Annotated in this window: 18 protein-coding genes; 12 read left to right on the top strand and 6 right to left on the bottom strand. The window is 67.0% G+C overall.

Annotated features, from left to right (window positions below; genetic code table 11):
* The first annotated feature begins 15 nt into the window (after positions 1-15).
* Genes mobB through BW39_RS01685 form a run of 4 tightly spaced genes read left to right on the top strand, consistent with a single transcriptional unit; the run spans position 16 to position 2,452 of the window.
* A complete protein-coding gene (mobB, locus tag BW39_RS01700) occupies positions 16-576 on the top strand; it encodes a molybdopterin-guanine dinucleotide biosynthesis protein B (RefSeq protein ID WP_043819265.1) in 561 nt (186 codons plus the stop codon).
* Positions 577-585: 9 nt separating this feature from the next.
* Entirely contained in the window at positions 586-1,821 is a 1,236-nt protein-coding gene (locus BW39_RS01695) for a molybdopterin molybdotransferase MoeA (RefSeq protein ID WP_043819263.1), read from the top strand.
* A complete protein-coding gene (gene moaD, locus BW39_RS01690) occupies positions 1,818-2,093 on the top strand; it encodes a molybdopterin converting factor subunit 1 (RefSeq protein WP_013801032.1) in 276 nt (91 codons plus the stop codon). Before BW39_RS01695 ends, moaD begins: the two co-directional genes overlap by 4 nt.
* A 5-nt stretch (positions 2,094-2,098) precedes the next feature.
* Positions 2,099-2,452, top strand: coding sequence for a recombinase family protein (locus tag BW39_RS01685; RefSeq protein WP_013801033.1), 354 nt, complete (start codon positions 2,099-2,101; stop codon positions 2,450-2,452).
* Here the strand turns inward: BW39_RS01685 and dapA are convergent.
* The 3 genes from dapA to BW39_RS01670 form a co-directional block, all read right to left on the bottom strand.
* Positions 2,398-3,333 carry a 4-hydroxy-tetrahydrodipicolinate synthase gene (gene dapA, locus BW39_RS01680; protein ID WP_043819261.1) on the bottom strand — a complete coding sequence of 312 codons (936 nt, stop codon included), beginning with the start codon at positions 3,331-3,333 and terminating at the stop codon, positions 2,398-2,400. The genes BW39_RS01685 and dapA overlap by 55 nt on opposite strands.
* A 281-nt stretch (positions 3,334-3,614) precedes the next feature.
* Complete coding sequence (locus tag BW39_RS01675) at positions 3,615-3,959, bottom strand: hypothetical protein (RefSeq protein ID WP_013801035.1); 345 nt, start codon at positions 3,957-3,959, stop codon at positions 3,615-3,617.
* Positions 3,960-3,967: 8 nt separating this feature from the next.
* Positions 3,968-4,222: a hypothetical protein gene (locus BW39_RS01670; protein WP_012207010.1), complete on the bottom strand. Its 255-nt coding sequence runs from the start codon at positions 4,220-4,222 to the stop codon at positions 3,968-3,970.
* A gap of 99 nt (positions 4,223-4,321) precedes the next feature.
* Between BW39_RS01670 and BW39_RS01665 the strand changes: the two genes are divergently transcribed.
* On the top strand, positions 4,322-4,783 hold the full coding sequence (locus BW39_RS01665) for a molybdenum cofactor biosynthesis protein MoaE (protein WP_034396618.1): 462 nt from the start codon (positions 4,322-4,324) through the stop codon (positions 4,781-4,783).
* Between the two features lie 12 nt (positions 4,784-4,795).
* On the opposite strand, the gene BW39_RS01660 is transcribed toward BW39_RS01665, so the two are convergent.
* Positions 4,796-5,686 (bottom strand): DMT family transporter, encoded by an 891-nt coding sequence (locus BW39_RS01660; RefSeq protein WP_235264135.1) that lies wholly within the window; start codon positions 5,684-5,686, stop codon positions 4,796-4,798.
* A 104-nt stretch (positions 5,687-5,790) separates the two neighbouring features.
* On the opposite strand from BW39_RS01660, the gene BW39_RS01655 reads away from it, so the two are divergent.
* The 6 genes from BW39_RS01655 to BW39_RS01630 all read left to right on the top strand — a co-directional run bounded on the left by BW39_RS01655 (position 5,791) and on the right by BW39_RS01630 (position 13,492).
* A complete protein-coding gene (locus tag BW39_RS01655; protein ID WP_013801038.1) occupies positions 5,791-6,699 on the top strand; it encodes an AraC family transcriptional regulator in 909 nt (302 codons plus the stop codon).
* A 133-nt stretch (positions 6,700-6,832) separates the two neighbouring features.
* Positions 6,833-9,445 carry an ATP-dependent chaperone ClpB gene (gene clpB, locus BW39_RS01650; protein ID WP_012207006.1) on the top strand — a complete coding sequence of 871 codons (2,613 nt, stop codon included), beginning with the start codon at positions 6,833-6,835 and terminating at the stop codon, positions 9,443-9,445.
* Positions 9,446-9,475: 30 nt separating this feature from the next.
* A complete protein-coding gene (locus BW39_RS01645; RefSeq protein ID WP_012207005.1) occupies positions 9,476-9,829 on the top strand; it encodes a hypothetical protein in 354 nt (117 codons plus the stop codon).
* A gap of 130 nt (positions 9,830-9,959) precedes the next feature.
* Positions 9,960-11,456 carry a coniferyl aldehyde dehydrogenase gene (locus BW39_RS01640; protein WP_081816107.1) on the top strand — a complete coding sequence of 499 codons (1,497 nt, stop codon included), beginning with the start codon at positions 9,960-9,962 and terminating at the stop codon, positions 11,454-11,456.
* A gap of 257 nt (positions 11,457-11,713) precedes the next feature.
* Positions 11,714-12,235: a GNAT family N-acetyltransferase gene (locus BW39_RS01635; protein ID WP_013801040.1), complete on the top strand. Its 522-nt coding sequence runs from the start codon at positions 11,714-11,716 to the stop codon at positions 12,233-12,235.
* A 45-nt stretch (positions 12,236-12,280) separates the two neighbouring features.
* Positions 12,281-13,492: a N5-glutamine methyltransferase family protein gene (locus BW39_RS01630; protein WP_043819257.1), complete on the top strand. Its 1,212-nt coding sequence runs from the start codon at positions 12,281-12,283 to the stop codon at positions 13,490-13,492.
* A 28-nt stretch (positions 13,493-13,520) separates the two neighbouring features.
* On the opposite strand, the gene BW39_RS01625 is transcribed toward BW39_RS01630, so the two are convergent.
* The gene (locus BW39_RS01625) at positions 13,521-14,063 is read right to left on the bottom strand and encodes a hypothetical protein (protein ID WP_043819255.1); all 543 of its coding nucleotides are present in this window, start codon (positions 14,061-14,063) and stop codon (positions 13,521-13,523) included.
* A 225-nt stretch (positions 14,064-14,288) separates the two neighbouring features.
* On the opposite strand from BW39_RS01625, the gene BW39_RS01620 reads away from it, so the two are divergent.
* Positions 14,289-15,278, top strand: a complete 990-nt coding sequence (locus BW39_RS01620) for a tRNA dihydrouridine synthase (protein ID WP_043819253.1) — start codon at positions 14,289-14,291, stop codon at positions 15,276-15,278.
* 13 nt (positions 15,279-15,291) lie between these two features.
* Here the strand turns inward: BW39_RS01620 and BW39_RS01615 are convergent, their stop codons facing one another.
* Positions 15,292-17,088 carry a phospholipase D family protein gene (locus tag BW39_RS01615; protein ID WP_043819250.1) on the bottom strand — a complete coding sequence of 599 codons (1,797 nt, stop codon included), beginning with the start codon at positions 17,086-17,088 and terminating at the stop codon, positions 15,292-15,294.
* Positions 17,089-17,181: the final 93 nt, after the last annotated feature.

Raw genomic sequence — 17,181 nt, 5'->3', positions numbered from 1 at the left:
CAGGAGTGCATGGCGATGAAGGTCATAGGCTTCGCCGGCTACTCCGGCTCGGGCAAGACCAGCCTGGTGGAGCCCCTGATCACGCTGATGCGTGCGCTGGGGCTCAGCGTTTCGGTGGTCAAGCATGCCCACCACCATTTCGATGTCGATCACGAGGGCAAGGACAGCTGGCGCCACCGCAAGGCGGGCGCCTATGAAGTGGTGCTGGCCTCGGATCGCCGTCTGGCGCTGATGCGCGAATTCCCCCGTCCCACGGAGCTGTCGGTGCACGACATGCTGGCCGAACTCGATCCGCGCGTGGATTGGGTGCTGGTCGAAGGCTTCAAGCACGCCGACCTGCCCAAGATAGAGATCTGGCGCGATCAGCCCGAGCGCGCAAGCGCCGGCAAGACCCAGGCGCCCCTGTATCCGCACGACCCCCATGTGCTGGCCATTGCCACCGACGCACCGCAGCGCCTGCCAGAGCCGCCGCGCCAGCCCGTGCTCGATCTCAATGCGCCAGGGCAGATACTGCAATGGCTGCTGGAGCATGCGCAGCAACTGCGCTACCGTGCCCCAGGCCTCCCTCGAAATTAGGAAAACACCATGCGAGCCCCGCTCAAGCCCCTTGACGAAGCGCTGGCCGAATTGCTGGCCCAGGCCCTGCCGCTGGCCGGCGATGACACCGTGGACAGCTTCGATGCCGATGGCCGTGTGCTGCTGGCCGATGCCGTCTCTCCGCTGCAAGTGCCTCCCCAGGACAACAGTGCCATGGACGGCTACGCCGTGCGCAGCGCCGAATGCACGCAGGGCAATGCCGAGCTGCCCGTCTCGCAGCGCATCCCCGCAGGCGCCGTGGGCCAGCCGCTGGCTGCCGGCACGGTGGCGCGCATCTTCACGGGCGCCCCGGTACCCGAAGGTGCCGATGCCATCGTCATGCAGGAAGACTGCGAAGTCCTGGAAGATGGTCGCGTGCGCATCAAGGTGCGGCCCGAGGCCGGGCAATGGATACGCCGCTCGGGCGAAGACATCCGGCGCGGCGCCACCGTCATCGCGGCCGGCACGCGCCTGTCGCCGGCCGAGCTGGGCCTGGCCGCCAGCATTGGCCTGGCCTCTTTGCGCGTGGCACGCAAGCCGCGCGTGGCCCTGTTCTCCACAGGTGACGAGCTGGTCATGCCGGGCACCGTGGCGCCCGAGCAGATGCCGCCAGGCAGCATCTACAACAGCAACCGATTCTTCCTTCGCGCCCTGCTGCAGCGCATGGGCTGCGAGGTCACCGACTTCGGCATCGTCCCCGACCGGCGCGAAGCCACTGTGGATGCTTTGCGCGAGGCGGCCCGCGCGCATGACCTGATCCTGACCAGCGGCGGGGTGTCGGTCGGCGAGGAAGACCATGTCAAGCCCGCCGTGCAGGCGCTGGGCCAGCTCGACCTCTGGCAGATCGCCGTCAAGCCCGGCAAGCCCTTCGCCTATGGCCGCGTGAACCGCGATGGCGAAGGCTTTGCCCACTTCATCGGCCTGCCCGGCAACCCGGTCTCCAGCTTCGTCACCTTCCTTTTGCTGGTGCGCCCCTTCGTGCTGCGCCTGCAGGGCGTGCAGCAGGCGCTGCCGCGCTCGGTCGAGGTGCGCGCCGACTTCCATTGGCCGCGCGGGGACAAGCGCCGCGAATTCCTGCGCGTGCGCTACAACGACAGCGGCGGGCTGGAGCTGTTCCGCAACCAGAGTTCGGGCGTGCTGACCTCGGCGGCCTGGGGCGATGGCGTGGTGGACAACCCACCGGGCCAGGCCATTGCGCCGGGCGACCGGGTGCGCTTCATCGCCTTTTCGGAGCTGCTGTCATGAGCCAGGCCGTCCCCATCGCCATCACCATCACCGTGCGCTATTTCGCCTCCATCCGCGAAGCCCTGGGCACGGGCAGCGAAACCCTGTCCACCGAGGCCGCCACCGTGGGCGCGCTGCGTGAGGAACTGATTGCGCGTGGCGGTGCAGCCGCCGAAGCGCTGGCCCCTGGCAAGGCCGTGCGCATGGCGCTGAACCAGGTCCTGTGCGATGCCGGTGCCGCCATTCGGCAGGGGGACGAGGTGGCTTTCTTCCCTCCCGTGACCGGAGGTTGACCCAAATGACCACCGACAAGCCCGTGGACCAGGCCATCAGTGCACGCACGCGCAAGGCCCTGTCCGAGGCCAAGGCGCGCGGCGTGCAACTGGGCCGTGCAGGCGCAGACAACCTGCGCGCCACCGTGGAAAAGCGCAAATCCACGGCCGATGCCTTCGCCCAGCAGCATGAGGCGCTGTTCGCCGAACTGCAGGCGCGCGGCCTGACGCACCGCGCCATGGCCTCCGAACTCAATGCGCGCGGCATTGCCGCGGCCCGGGGCGGCGAGTGGACGCACGGTCAGGTGCAACGCATCCTGAACCGCTATGCCGACCTGCGCTCTGCAACACCGTCTGCAGACGGCAGCAGCGGCAGCTGAATCCCGGCCAGCCGCTGCGCCAGCGCGGCCGATGCCGGCTGCATGGGCGCACGCAGCGTTGCCCGCATTCGGCCCTGCTGCGCCAGCAAGGCCTTGATGGGTGCGGGATTGGGCTCGGCAAAGCAGGCGGCGATGTGCGGCTGCAGCGGCTGCCACAGCGCGCGGGCAGCGGTAAGTTCGCCACGCTCCAGACATTGCATCAACGCGACGAAGTGCCGTGTATGCGCGTGCGCGCTGGCAGCAATCGCTCCCGCACCGCCCAGGGCCAGCGTGGAAAAGATCTGCGCGTCTTCGCCAGCCAGCACCTGCAGTTGCCCATCGGCGATCAGTGCCTGGGTCTTGGCGGCATCGCCCCCGCAATCCTTGATGGCCACGATGCGCTCATGTGCGGCCAGCGCACGCAGCGTGGCCAGCTCCAGCACCACGCCGGTGCGGTAGGGAATGTCGTAGACGATGACCGGATGGGCGCTGCGCTCGGCAATCGCCGTGAACCACTGCAGCAGCCCCGCCTGCGACGGGCGTATGTAATGCGGCGCGGGCACCAGAATGCCGGCCAGCGGCAGGGCGTTCAGTGCCTGAACGCGGGCCAGCGCATGCCCCAGGTGGCAGTCGGAAACTCCCATGACCACGGGCATGCCCTGGGCCGCTGAGAGGATGGTGGACAGGGCGGCATCGTGCTCCGCTTCGCTCAGCGCGGCGGCCTCGGCGGTCGAGCCGCAGGCCACGTAGCCGGCGATGCCGGTGGCGTTGTAGTGCTGCACCAGGGCGCGCAGCGCCCCGTGGTCCACCGCCGCCTCATCTCCAGGAAGAAAGGGCGTGACCAGCGGAAGCCACAGCCCCTGGAATCGGGCTTGCGGCGAGGTGGTGGAAGGCAAAGACATGGAAGATCCCTTCGGGTGATTCAAACAATGAACGACCGGACGCAGCCACCGGCCAGACCGAGGGCGGAAAGGCAGGCGCCTGAAGGGATGCGGGAAGGGGAGATGGAGGCTGCCGGGCCGGTTCCGTCGCTCATCTGGACGGAACCTCAGCTCCGGTCAGACGAGCTGGGGTTTGCAGGCTTTGCCCAGGCACAGGCGCACGGCATCACCGTGGCATGTGGGGAAGGCAAAGATTGCAGGCATGGCGCGCAGTGTAGCGCGCCTGAGCGCCTGGAGGGCTGTCAGGCTGCGCCTTCGGCGCCGGGAGGGGGTGATGCATCGGGCAGCAGCGGTGCCTGCCACTCCAGCAGCTCGGCCAGGCGCTGCACGATCCAGCGCGCCTCGCCAGGGCTGACGATGGAGCCCTCGGCCGCCAGGCCCGCGTGCATGCCCAGCAGCACGCCTTGCTCCGAGGAGTTGCCGGAGTGATAGAGCGTCTGCGCCTGCTCGACCAGGTGGCTGGCCAGGTCCTCGCACAATTCATAGCGCCCGACCACGTCTGCAATCGATGCCTTGAGCCGGCCGTGCCGGTCGGCATACAGGGCGGCAAAGCTCGGCGGCGGCTGTATCTGGCTGGTCTCGTCCATGGCGCGCCTCAATCGGGTTCGAACAGGCGCTCGAAGCGTGCAAGGTCCTCGGCCAGCTCGCAGCTCACGAGCTGACCCATCTTGCCGTCGGCCAGGCGGTGGGCTGCGAACAGCGTGGCCTTGCCGCGAAAGTTGTAGTCGGGCAGATGGATGATGGTGTAGGGATGGGACACGAACAGCTGGTGCTCGTAGACCACGCGCTGCTCGTTGCGCGGCGACGGGTAGAGCGTGTATTCGGGGGTGGTGATCGTGAGTGTGGCCATGCATGGCCCGCCGCAGCAAAAAAGCGCTGGGGGCGGGGGAGGGCAATGCTACCGCGTTCATCACACCCTGGTGCGCCGCCGCCCTGCGACAATGCGGGCATGCAAGCAGCCCGTGTATCCATCCAGACCGAGGATTTCGACGTATCGGCCGAACTCGCCGCACTGCGCGGCGGCGACGCGCGCGTGGGCGCGGTCTGCAGCTTCATCGGCACGGTGCGTGACCGCAACGAGGGCGCCGCCGTGGCCAGCATGGAGCTGGAGCACTACCCGGGCATGACCGAGAAATCCATCGAGGCCATCATCGACGAGGCGGTCCAGCGCTTCGGCATCCATGGCGCGCGCGTCATCCACCGCATCGGTCCGCTGCAGCCCCTGGACCAGATCGTGCTCGTGGCCGTCACCGCCTCGCACCGGGGCATGGCCTTCCAGGCCTGCGAATACATCATGGACTACCTCAAGTCGCTGGCGCCTTTCTGGAAGAAGGAACAGACGCCCGAGGGCGCGCGCTGGGTGGATGCGCGCGTCAGCGACGAAGAGGCGCTGGCGCGCTGGCGCCAGTGAGGCGGCGGGCCTTCAGGTCTTGAGCGCGGCGCCCCGTAAACATTGCGGCGGGCGGAACACCAGCAGGTTTCCGAACATCACCAGCAGCAGCCCGCCCACGGCCAGCGGCGTCCAGACATAGCCCTCGAAAAGCGCCGAGATGCTGAGCGCAACAATGGGGAACAGCACTGTCGCATAGGCCGCCTTCTCCGGACCCAGCCGGCCCACCAGGGTCAGGTAGGCCGTGAACGCAATCACCGAGCCTGGAATGGCCAGGTACAGCCAGGAGCCCACATAGGTCCAGCTGGCATCGAAGCGCCAGGGCAGGCCTGCCACCAGCGCATAGCCGGTCAGCAGCAGCGTGCCGGCCAGCATGCCCCAGGCATTGGTCTGTGCGGGCCGCCAGCCCATGGACTGCAGCGACGCAGACAGCATGTTCCCGCAGGAAAAGCACAGCGTGCCCAGCACCGCCCAGGCCAGGCCAGGCAGGCTGGCATGCCGGCCTGCGCGCAGCTCGGGCCAGAACAGCGCCACCAGGCCTGCAAGGCCAAAGAGGCTGCCGGCCAGCACATGGGGCGCCAGCCTGCGGCCGTGGATGATGCGCGCCAGCAGCGCGTTCCAGAGATTGGCGCTGGAGAACACCACGGCGGCCAGGCCGCTGGCCAGCGTCTCGCTGGCATGCATGAAGCACACGAAGTTGAAGCTGAACAGGCACAGGCCCTGCGCCAGCACGCGCGGCAGCGCCGGGCCGCGGGGCACGCGCAGCTGTCGCGACCAGGCTAGCCAGGCGAACATCAGCACGGCGGCCAGCGCAAAGCGGTAGGCAATGGACAGCTCCACGGGCACGGCGCCCAGCTGCAGCTTCAGGGCGATCCAGGTCGAACCCCAGATCAGCACGACCAGGGCATAGAGGGTGGCAGTCATGGCCGTTGATGATGGCGCCGCAGGCTGGGCGGGCATGGCAGATTCCTGCGGTTTGATGGCCTGGCGCCATGCGTCGGTATGGCTGCGGGACCACAATCGCTGCCATGACGCCCACGCCGCTGCCCGAGCTGCCCTCCAGCCACCTGTGCCAGGTGCTGTCACGCTCCAAGGCCCGGCTGCAGCGGCGCGTGCGCCTGAGCGAAGGGGTGGAGCTGGCCGTCTGGGCCAATGTGGACGACGAGGTGCGCTACTGCCAGCCCGGTCACCACACGCTGTCGGTCTACCTGGCCGGGGGCGAGGGCTCGCAGCTCAAGGCGCGGCCCGAGGCCATGGGGGCGCCGGGGCGCATCTGCATCTTCACGCCAGAGGACGAATCGCACTGGCTGGTGCGCTCGCCCGTGCAGTTCCTGCACCTGTATGTGTCCGACCTGGCCTGGGCGGGGCGCGTGGTCCGCATGCTGGATGCCGAGCCCCGCTCGCGCACCTTGCGTGCGCAGATCTATGGGGACGATCAGGCCTTCCACGCCGGTGCCCGTGCGCTGATGCAGCTGGACTGGCAGGACCCGCAGCAGCAACTGGCGGCCGATGCCATTGGCCAGCAGCTGGTGGACCGGCTGGTGCTGCAGTCCGCCACGCCGCGCCAGCTGCAGGCGCTGCAGCGGCCGCTGGGCGGGCTTTCTGCGGCCATGCGGCGCAGGGTGCTGGCCCATGTCGAGGCGCATCTGCATGACTCCAAGGCCGTGTCGCTGCCGGCACTAGCGAGACAGGCCTGCCTCTCCGAATTCCATTTCGCACGCATGTTCCGCCAGAGCATGGGCTGCACGGTGCACGAATGGGTGCTGCAGCAGCGCCTGGCCCGGGCACGGCGCGCCCTGTCTGCGCGCAACGTGCCGCCGCTGGCCGAGCTGGCGCTGGATTGCGGCTTTTCCAGCGCCAGCCACCTGGTACGCAGCTTCCGGGCGCATTTGGGCGTTACGCCTACGCAGTTCTCGATTTTTCAGCGCAATGCTTGAGAAGGATGGCCGGCCTCGCCGGCCTTGATCTGGCGCAAGCGTCTGTCCTTGCAGACCGGGCATGGCTTGAAATTTGCCCTGCCGGTATCAGATAAATCGCAATGACCCTGTTTCAGGAGCGAAAAGAAACACCATGCGAATCGACAAACTGACAACCAAGTTCCAGGAAGCCCTGGCCGACGCGCAAACGCTGGCCCTGGGCGGTGACCAATCCAATATCGAACCCCTGCACCTGCTCGTGGCGCTGCTGCGCCAGGACGATGGTCCGCGCTCGCTCTTGCAGCGCGCCGGCGCCAACGTGGGCCAGCTGCAGGCCGCAGCCGAGAAGGCCCTGGCCGATCTGCCGCGCGTGCAGCACCAGGACCAGGTGCAGGTCGGCTCCGAGCTGGGCCGGCTGCTGCAGGCGACCGAGAAGGAAGCCCTCAAGCGCGGCGACCAGTTCATTGCCAGCGAGCTGTTCCTGCTGGCGCTGACCGACAGCAGCGGCTCTTCCACGCGCGCAGGCCAACTGCTCAAGGAAAGCGGCGTGACGCGCTCCAGCCTGGAGTCGGCCATCAACGCCGTGCGCGGCGGCCAGACCATGGACAGCGCCGAAGGCGAAGGCCAGCGCGAGGCCCTCAAGAAATACACCATGGACCTGACCGAGCGCGCGCGCATCGGCAAGCTCGATCCGGTGATCGGGCGTGACGACGAAATCCGCCGCTCCATCCAGGTGCTGCAGCGCCGCAGCAAGAACAACCCCGTGCTGATCGGCGAGCCCGGCGTGGGCAAGACCGCCATCGTCGAGGGCCTGGCCCAGCGCATCGTGGCCGGCGAGGTGCCCGAAAGCCTCAAGAACAAGCGCGTGCTGTCGCTGGACATGGCGGGCCTGCTGGCCGGCGCCAAGTACCGTGGCGACTTCGAGGAACGCCTGAAGTCCGTGCTCAAGGAAGTGGCGCAGGAAGAGGGCCGCATCATCCTGTTCATCGACGAGATCCACACCATGGTCGGTGCGGGCAAGGCCGATGGCGCCATGGACGCGGGCAATATGCTCAAGCCGGCCCTGGCGCGCGGCGAGCTGCACTGCATCGGCGCGACCACGCTCGATGAATACCGCAAGTACATCGAAAAGGATGCGGCGCTGGAGCGGCGCTTCCAGAAGGTGCTGGTCGAGGAGCCTTCCGTGGAGGACACCATCGCCATCCTGCGCGGACTGCAGGTGCGCTACGAGGCCCACCACGGCGTGGACATCACCGACCCGGCCATCGTGGCTGCGGCCGAGCTGAGCCACCGCTACATCACCGACCGCTTCCTGCCCGACAAGGCCATCGATCTGATCGACGAGGCGGCGGCCAAGATCAAGATCGAGATCGACTCCAAGCCCGAGGTCATGGACAAGCTCGAGCGCCGCATGATCCAGCTCAAGATCGAGCGCGAGGCCATGAAGAAGGAAAAGGACGAGGCCTCGCAAAAGCGCCTGCAACTGATCGAGGAAGAACTCGGCAGCCTGGAGCGCGAGTACGCCGACCTGGAAGAGGTCTGGAAGAGCGAGAAGGCCAGCGCCCAGGGCTCCGAGCAGATCCGCAAGGAGATCGACCAGATCCGCATCCAGATCGAGGAGCTCAAGCGCAAGGGCGACTTCAACAAGGTGGCCGAGCTGCAGTACGGCAAGCTGCCCTCGCTGGAAAAGCAGCTCAACGAAGCCCAGGCCAACGAGCAGGGGCAGGGCGGCGCACCCGCCCACAGGTTGCTGCGCACCCATGTCGGCGCCGAAGAAATTGCCGAAGTGGTCAGCCGTGCTACTGGCATTCCCGTGGCCAAGATGATGCAGGGCGAGAAGGACAAGCTGCTGCGCATGGAGGACCGGCTGCATGACCGCGTCGTCGGCCAGGACGAGGCCATCTCGGCCGTGGCCAATGCCATTCGCCGCTCGCGCTCGGGCCTGTCCGATCCCAACCGGCCCACGGGCTCCTTCCTGTTCCTGGGCCCCACGGGCGTGGGCAAGACCGAGCTGTGCAAGGCGCTGGCCGGCTTCCTGTTCGACAGCGAGGACCATCTGGTGCGCATCGACATGAGCGAGTTCATGGAAAAGCATTCCGTGGCCCGCCTGATTGGTGCGCCGCCTGGCTACGTGGGCTACGAGGAAGGCGGTTACCTGACCGAGGCCGTGCGCCGCAAGCCCTACAGCGTGCTGCTGCTCGATGAGGTCGAAAAGGCCCATCCCGACGTGTTCAACGTGCTGCTGCAGGTGCTGGACGATGGTCGCCTGACCGATGGCCAGGGCCGCACCGTGGACTTCAAGAACACGGTCATCGTGATGACGAGCAACATAGGCTCTTTGCTGATCCAGGCCATGGTCGGCGAGGACTACGATGATGTGAAAGATGCGGTCTGGGGGGAACTCAAGAACCATTTCCGACCCGAATTCCTCAACCGCATCGACGAAACCGTGGTCTTCCATGCGCTCGACGCGAAGAATATCGAGTCGATCGCAAGGATTCAGCTCAAGCTGCTGGAGCGTCGTTTGGAGAAAATGGACCTTGCGCTGCAGGTGTCCGACCAGGCACTGGCCGAACTGGCCAAGGTGGGCTTCGATCCCGTTTTCGGGGCCCGGCCGCTCAAGCGCGCGATACAGCAGCGGATCGAGAATCCGCTGTCGAAACTGCTGCTCGAAGGGCGCTTCCCGCCCAAGAGCACGATTGCGGTACATGTGGACCCGGTACTGGAGCCGGGCGTATTCCGGTTCGATGCGGCAGACCCCGCCTGACGCACCGGGCCAGCCAAGAAAGGCTTTGCTTTGAACGATTTTGTCGCCACCCTGACCCGCTGGGCCGTTCGCATCCTGCTGATGCTTGTGGGCCTGGTCTTCTTTGTCAGCCTGCTGACCGCCGCGGCGCTGCTGGCCCTGGTCTGGGCCGTGCGGGCGCTGTGGGCCAGGCTCACCGGCCAGCCGGTGATGCCCTGGGCCATGCGCATGAGCCCGCGGGCGGGCTGGCAGACCGTGTACCGCTCCGGCTCCGAGTGGATGGCACAGCGTCCGCAGCGCGCCTATGGCGCTGCCGAGGGCGGTGGCCGCCGCGCCGGTGCTGGCGTACTGCCGGGTGCGGGCGAGGTGACCGACGTTCAGCCCCGTGAAGTGCGCGAGCCCTGAAGCGTCTTGCTGCAGCCTTTACGCGGCCTGTGCATCTTCGTGCCCAGGCCGCGCGTGGCGGCCCGTATAGTCTGAAACCCTCGGGAGCCCGTGCAAGGCTCCCTTTTTTTTCCTGCCGCTGCATGCCAACATGTGCCGCGCCGCATCCTTGGAATGCGGCGCATGCAAGTGTCTTCTTACCATTGAGCCTATGACCCAGCTGGATCTCCACCGCGTCTTCGACCTTCAGTACCAGGCCAGCCGGGCGCAGGTGGACGTGCCCCTGCTGGTACGCCGCGAGCGCCTGCTGCGCATGCAAAAGCTGCTGGACGAGCACGGCCCCGTGCTGGCTGCCGCCGTGCAGGCCGACTTCGGCATGCGCTCGCCACGGCTGACCGAGATGGTGGAGCTGTTCGTGCTGCGCAACCTGCTCAAGCACACGCTGCGCCATCTGGCGCGCTGGTCGGGGCGCCAGCGGGTGCGAACGCCGCTGATGCTCATGCCCGGCCGGGGCTGGATAGAGCGCCAGCCGCTGGGCGTGGTGGGGGTGATTTCCCCGTGGAACTATCCGGTGCAACTGGCGCTGGGGCCGGCCATCACGGCCCTGGCGGCGGGCAACCGCGTCATGCTCAAGCCCAGCGAACTCACGCCGCACACCTCGGCCCAGCTGGCAGCGCTGGTGGGGCAGTTTTTCGCGCCCGAGGAATTCGCCGTCATCGAAGGCGATGTGAGCATTGCCACGCAGTTCTCGGGCCTGCACTTCGACCATCTGCTGTTCACCGGCTCGACTGCCGTGGGCCGGCGCGTGGCCCAGGCGGCGGCGGCGCACCTGACGCCGACAACGCTGGAGCTCGGTGGCAAGTCGCCCTGCATCATCTCCACCGACTGCGACCTGAAGGAGGCCGCGCTCAAGATCGCGCATGGCAAGCTCGTCAACGCGGGCCAGACCTGCATCGCCCCCGACTACGTGCTGCTGCCGCGCGGGCAGGAGGCGGAGTTTGCCGAGGCCTTCCGCACCGCGGCGCGGCGGCTGTTCCCGCGCTTTGCCGGCAATCCGGACTATGCGGCCATCCTCACCAAGCGCCACCTGGCGCGCCTGCGGCAGATGCTGCGCCAGGCCCAGGGCATGGGGGCGCATGTCGAGTGGATGGAGGATGGCGGAGCCGGCCAGGAGAGCGCCGACATGGCCTGGGGCGATGCCGTGGAGCGCCAGATGGCGCCGGCCCTGGTCTTCAATGCCACCAGCCAGATGCAGCTCATGCAGGAGGAGATCTTCGGCCCCATCCTGCCCGTGATCAGCTACGACAGGCTGGATGACGTGGTCTCGGCCATCAATGCGGGGCCCAGGCCGCTGGCGCTGTACTGGTTCGGCCGCGATGAGAAAGTGCGTGATGCCGTGCTGTCACGCACCATCAGCGGCGGGGTGACGGTCAACGACACCCTGCTGCACTTCGCCCACGAGAACCTGCCCTTCGGCGGCGTGGGCGACAGCGGCTGGGGTGCCTACCATTCGGAGCAGGGCTTTGCACGGCTGAGCCATCAGAAAGCGGTGTTCGTGCAGTCGCGCTGGTCGGGGGCTTCGATGCTGTATCCGCCCTATGGAGCAAGGTTCGACCGCATCATGGAGTTGATGCGCCGCTGGCTGTGAGCGAGGGGGTGATTTCTCGCCGTTGCCGGGCTTGCCTGCATCGTGAGAAATTGTCAACTGATTCCTTGCCAAGCCTTGTGTCGCATGCACCAGCTGCTCTTTTTTGGAGAGCACATAGCACATCCCAATGCCGAGGGCAAGAAAACGAGCACAGCCGTACTTGCGTGCATGGCTAAGAGCCGCAACGCACGCAAAAAGCGCGATTCCTGTGAAAATCACGCCCTTCTATTTTCACCTGTTTTCGTTTCGGTTTTTCCATGTCTAGTATCCAGGTTCGTCCAGCCACTCTCCGCGATGCAAAAGCGATTGCCCAGATCCATACTGCTTCCGCCATGGAGGCTTATCGCGGTCTGGTTCCCGATGACCAGCTCAAGAGCATGTCGTCGGTAGAAAAACGCCAGGCCTATTGGCGCGAAGCCATCGAATTTTGCGAACCCCAGGTTCAGGTCGCCATCGACGGCGACAAGATCGTCGGCTTCGTCGGTTTCGACCGCTCGCGCGATGAGAAGTCGCGCCAGACCACCGGTGAAATTTGGGCCATCTATGCCTCTCCCACGCACTGGAATCAGGGTGTGGGCGTGGCCCTGTGGGACGCCGCACGCGACGGCCTGCTCGAAGAAGGCTGCACCAATGTCACCTCGTGGGTGCCGCTGCGCAATGAACGCGCGCTGCGCTTCCATGAGCTCGCCGGCTTCAAGCGCGAAATGTCCACCGCCAAGACGGCCCAGGTTGGCGCTCTCAAGATCGAGGAAGTGCGGCTCAAGCGCGCACTGAACTGATCGATTCGCCAAACCATCCACCCATCACTCACGGAGCAGCAGGCCTTGTCCTCTTCCCAGAACTGGTCCCTGCTGCAGTGGCAGGAGCACGAGGCCACCCAGGTTGCCCTGTGGCGCGCGGACAGCACCATGACCGCACCGCGCCGCATCGTCATCGCTGACGACAGCCTGGCCGCCGACAGCGCCTACCGCCTGGCCTGCGAAGGCCAGGCCATGCTGTGGCGCGGCGATTTCCAGAATGCCCGGCAGTTGCTGTCGGCCCTGGGCCGCCGCCTCGACAAGCCCGCACGTGAGACTTCCGCCAAGGCGCGCCAGCGCCGCGCCGGCAAGGAAGACGCCAAGCCGGTCTTTCCCCACGCCTTCCACCTGCACCGCCAGGCACTGGCGCAGCGTGCGCGCATCCTGTCCAGCGTGATGATCGAGCTCGATACCCGCTGGCACTGTGCCCTGCGCCGCGCGCCGGACTGGAGCGAAGCCTGTCGCGAAGCCTGGGGCGAGATTCCCGCCGACCAGGGTGCGCACAGTGTGATCGTTCCCCTGCGTGAACTGCTGGGTGCCCTGGGCGCACATGAGTGGCGCAAGAAGGGCGTGGCCCTGGCCGTGCCGGGCATGCCGGAGTTCAGCATTCACCCGCACTACGGCGTGTTCTCCCCGGTGCGCGGCGAGTACCTGGATCTGGTGGCGCAGGCGCCCCTGCCGGCCGCAGCCCAGCAGGCTGATGCCGCCGTCTGGGATATCGGCACGGGCACGGGTGTGCTTTCCGCTCTCTTGCTGCACCGTGGCGTGCGGCAGGTGGTGGCCACTGACCTGAGCGACCGGGCACTGGCCTGCGCGCAGGCCAACCTGCAGCGGCTGGGTCTGGCGCAGCGCGTGAGCCTGCGCAAGGCGGACCTGTTCCCTGAAGGCCGGGCCGCCTTGGTAGTCTGCAATCCGCCGTGGCTGCCGGGCAAGGCCAGCTCCTTGCTGGAGCAGGCCGTCTATGACGAAGGCAGCCGCATGCTGCGCGGTTTTGTCGAGGGCCTTGCTGCACATCTGCTGCCGGGCGGCGAAGGCTGGCTGATCCTGTCGGATCTGGCCGAGCACCTGCAGTTGCGCTCGCGCGAGGAACTGCTGGGCTGGATCGATGCCGCAGGCCTGCAGGTCCTGGGCCGCGAGGACATCCGCCCGCGCCATGGAAAGGCTGCGGACTCCACCGATCCGCTGCACGCGGCACGCGCCGCCGAGCTCACCTCGCTGTGGCGCCTGGCGCCGCGCTGATCGCGCGCGCGTCCACCCTTCGTTTCGTCTAGACGCCCTGTGCCGTCGCTGCCTCCTGGGGCAGCAGATGCCGCAGGCGCTCGCGCAGGGCATCGGCGCGCTCGTCGCCCGCATGTTCCTGCACGGTCTGCAGCAACTGCAGGGCGGCGGCCTGCAGTGCCTGAAGATCGCGCGCCTCGCGCAGCAGATGGCGCAGCACCTGGGCCTTGTCCTCATGGCGGTTGGCGAACATGCGCTCGCACATATCGAACAGGTACATGCGTGTGCCGGCAAGATTCAGCGTGGTGGCGGGGCCGGGCGGGCTGGATTCCTTCGCAGCGGCCGGTGCCATGAAGGGGGCCTGAGCATGAGCCGGGGGGGATGATTCGGCGGCTTGGCCAGCCAGGCGCTGCAGGTGGCCGCTGGCGATCAGTTGTTCGATCAGTTCGCCGGCCTGTGCGCCCAGCACCTGCTGCAACTGCTCCTCGGTGCGGCCATCGGCCATCAGCAGCACCGAGCGCTCGCGCAGCGGCAGGCTGCGGCGGCCGGGCTGCAGCTCTTCAAGGGCCTTGGCGGTTTTTTGCAGCAGCATGGTGGGGGCAGGGAGTCCGACAAGCCCCGATTGCACGTTACATGAATGACCGTGGCGTGAAGAAGCCATGACAACTGGTCCACCCGGTGTTCTGCGGCAAGCGCACAATCGCTTGCCATCGCATGGGCGGGCGCTGATTTCCAGAGGCTGGCGGCCGATGCCGGTCGCAGAAATATTGTTTGATCTGTAACAGGAAGACGGGGCGCAGGCCTCGCGACATAGGTGATGAGACTGTTGCTGGCGCCCATGGAGGGCTTGCTTGATTTCGTGCTGCGCGATGTGCTCACGCGCGTGGGCGGCGCAGACCGCTGTGTCTCGGAGTTCATCCGCGTCACGGGGACCGTGCTGCCCGACAAGGTGTTCCTGCGCACCATGCCGGAGCTCAACAATGGCAGCCGGACGCTGGCAGGTGTCCCTGTGCGTGCACAGCTGCTGGGCTCGGACCCGGACAGCATGGCGGCCAATGCGGCCAATCTGGCGCGCCTGGGTCCGGAAGGCATCGACCTGAACTTCGGCTGCCCCGCCAAGGTGGTCAACCGCCATGGCGGCGGTGCTGCGCTGCTGCAGGACCCGGAGCAGATCGCGCGCGTGGTGGGTGCCGTGCGTGCAGCCGTGCCGGCGGCCATGCCTGTGTCGGCCAAGATGCGCCTGGGTTTCAACGACACGACCCTGATGACCGAATGCGCCCAGGCCATGCAGGCCGGTGGCGCCTGCGAAATCGTCGTCCACGCCCGCACCAAGCTCGACGGCTACCGTCCGCCTGCCTACTGGGACATGATCCCGCGCATCCGCGAGTCCGTGACCGTGCCCGTGGTGGCCAATGGCGAGATCTGGACGGTGGAGGATGCGCTGCGCTGCCGTGAGCAATCGGGCTGCGGCGATCTGATGCTGGGCCGGGGAATCGTTGCCGACCCAGGCCTGGCGCTGGCCATTCGCGCTGCCGTGGAAGGCGGGCAGGCACCGGCGGAACAGCTTGCAGCACAGGTGTTCTGGAGCGACCTGGTGCCGCAGGTCCAGCGTTTCTGGGACATGGTCTGCGAGGATCTGGAGCCGCGCCAGCGCGCAGGCCGCCTCAAGCAATGGCTGAACCTGCTGCGCCGCCGCTTTCCCGAAGCCGAGCAGGCCTATCAGGAAGTGCGCACGCAGACTGACCAGCGCGAGATCACGCTGTGGGTACAAGCGCTGGCGCGGCGCCAGGAGTGGGCCGGGCTTTAGCGCGATCGGCCGGTCACAGCAGATGGTCGGGCGCCAGCGGGCCAATGAGCTTGAGCATCAGGCGCAGGCCCCAGCTGGCATCGGGCTCGCTGTGCTCGTCACCGCGCTCACTGTCTTCCGAAGCCCGCCACACCAGCTCGCCATCCTTGTCGAGCTCGACGCGCCAGCTGCCATCCTGCAGGCCCTCGTCAATGCTTTGCGTGGCCAGGCGGCCGAACTCGCGGCTGGCGATGAGCAGGGCAATCTCGGTGTTCTGCAACTGGGAGCGCAGATCCAGGTTCATCGAGCCGACTGCCACCAGATGCCCGTCCACCACCAGCAGCTTGGAGTGCAGCATTGCACGCGAGGCGCCTGTGGAACCCGAAGGACCGCCGCCACCCGTGCTGCCCGAGCCGAATGCAGAGCGGACGCTGGCCGCCGTGCTGCGCATCTCGTAGAGTTCAACGCCCATCTCCAGCAGCGCCTTGCGGTGGCGCGCATAGCCGGCATGGGCCAAAGGTGCATCGTTGGAAGCCAGCGAATTGGTCAGGATGCGCACGCGCACTCCGCGTTGCCGTGCGCCACGAAACGCCTCCATCATGTCCGGGCCCGGCACGAAATAGGGCGAGACCACCAGCAGATCGCGCCGGGTCTTGCGCACCAGGGCCAGCAGGCCATCGACCACCGAATCGGCCTCCAGCACCGGACGCGCCGCCTGGCGCAGGGCGCCAGCCGGCTGGCCCATGGACAGCGTGCCGGCAGGCCTGGCCTGCGGGCCGTTCGGCGCGGGGCTGGCCTGTGCGGACGCATCCGTGCCAGCGCTTGTGATGGAGCCTGGGCCGTCATCCCTGTCCAACGGAATTTTGGCGGGCTCATCTACCAGCACGGCGGCCGATGCCCAGGTCCAGCGAGCCTTTCGCAAATCCATGGGCTGCTGGTCCCAGATGATCCGGCGCTGTTCAGCCGTCTGGTCATCTGCCTTTGCCTCCTTTGGGGGAACGGCAGGCGTGGGGTCCTCCTCCTGCGCCTGGTCATCATCTCCCGCAAAGCGCTCGCGCAACTGCTTGAGCTCCTTGAGGCTGATCAGCGACTGGACGGGATAGGCGCGCTGGTTGTTCCAATAGCTGTCAAAGCTGCGTGACAGGTCCCCGACCACCGGCCCTGCCGCCAGCACGTCGAGGTCCACGAAATTGCTGGCGCTGTCCGCATCGAAATACGCATCGCCCAGATTGCGTCCCCCAATCACGCCCATGGCGTTGTCGGCGATGAACAGCTTGTTGTGCATGCGCTGCTGGGCCCGCTGGAAATCCGTCAGCAGCGTATAGGCCCGGCCCAGCGCCGAGCTGCGCGCGCCCGCCAGAGGATTGAACATGCGCATCTCGATACCCGGCACAAAGGCCAGGCGCATGACCTGCGCATTCGCGCCCGTGCTGTGGAAATCGTCCAGCAGCACGCGCACGCGCACGCCACGCCGTGCTGCCTCGACCACGCCGCGCAGCAGGCGCTGCGTGCTCTCGTCAGCATGGATGGCGTAGTACTGCAGGTCCAGCGTCTGCTGCGCTCCCTCGACCAGTGCCAGCCGGGCGCCATAGGCGGCCTGGGCGCCGGACAGGAGGGTGAAGGCGGAGGTCTGCTTGCTTCCCGCCTCGGAGCGCTGCTGTTGGATCAACTGGCCCAGGGGGGTGACAGAGGAATTGGTCAGTGCCCGGGTCACGGGTCTTTCCACCTGACTGGGCAAGCCCGCGCAGCCGGTAGACGCAAGAAGCGCCAGCAAGACCATGCCCATCAGCGACTGACGCAACCGGTTCAGGGGTAAGGGCAAGTCGCTCATGGTGATTGAAACTGGTAGGTGGGCTGATCTGTGCGAATGCGGAACTGGTGAATTCTTGCATGACACATCTGCAGCGGATGTGGCCGAAAACGC

Source organism: Delftia sp. RIT313, assembly GCF_000632165.1.
Classification (GTDB): Bacteria; Pseudomonadota; Gammaproteobacteria; order Burkholderiales; family Burkholderiaceae_C; genus Comamonas; species Comamonas acidovorans.
Note: the sequence above shows the minus strand (reverse complement) of the source record. Positions and strands in the feature narration are given on the sequence as shown.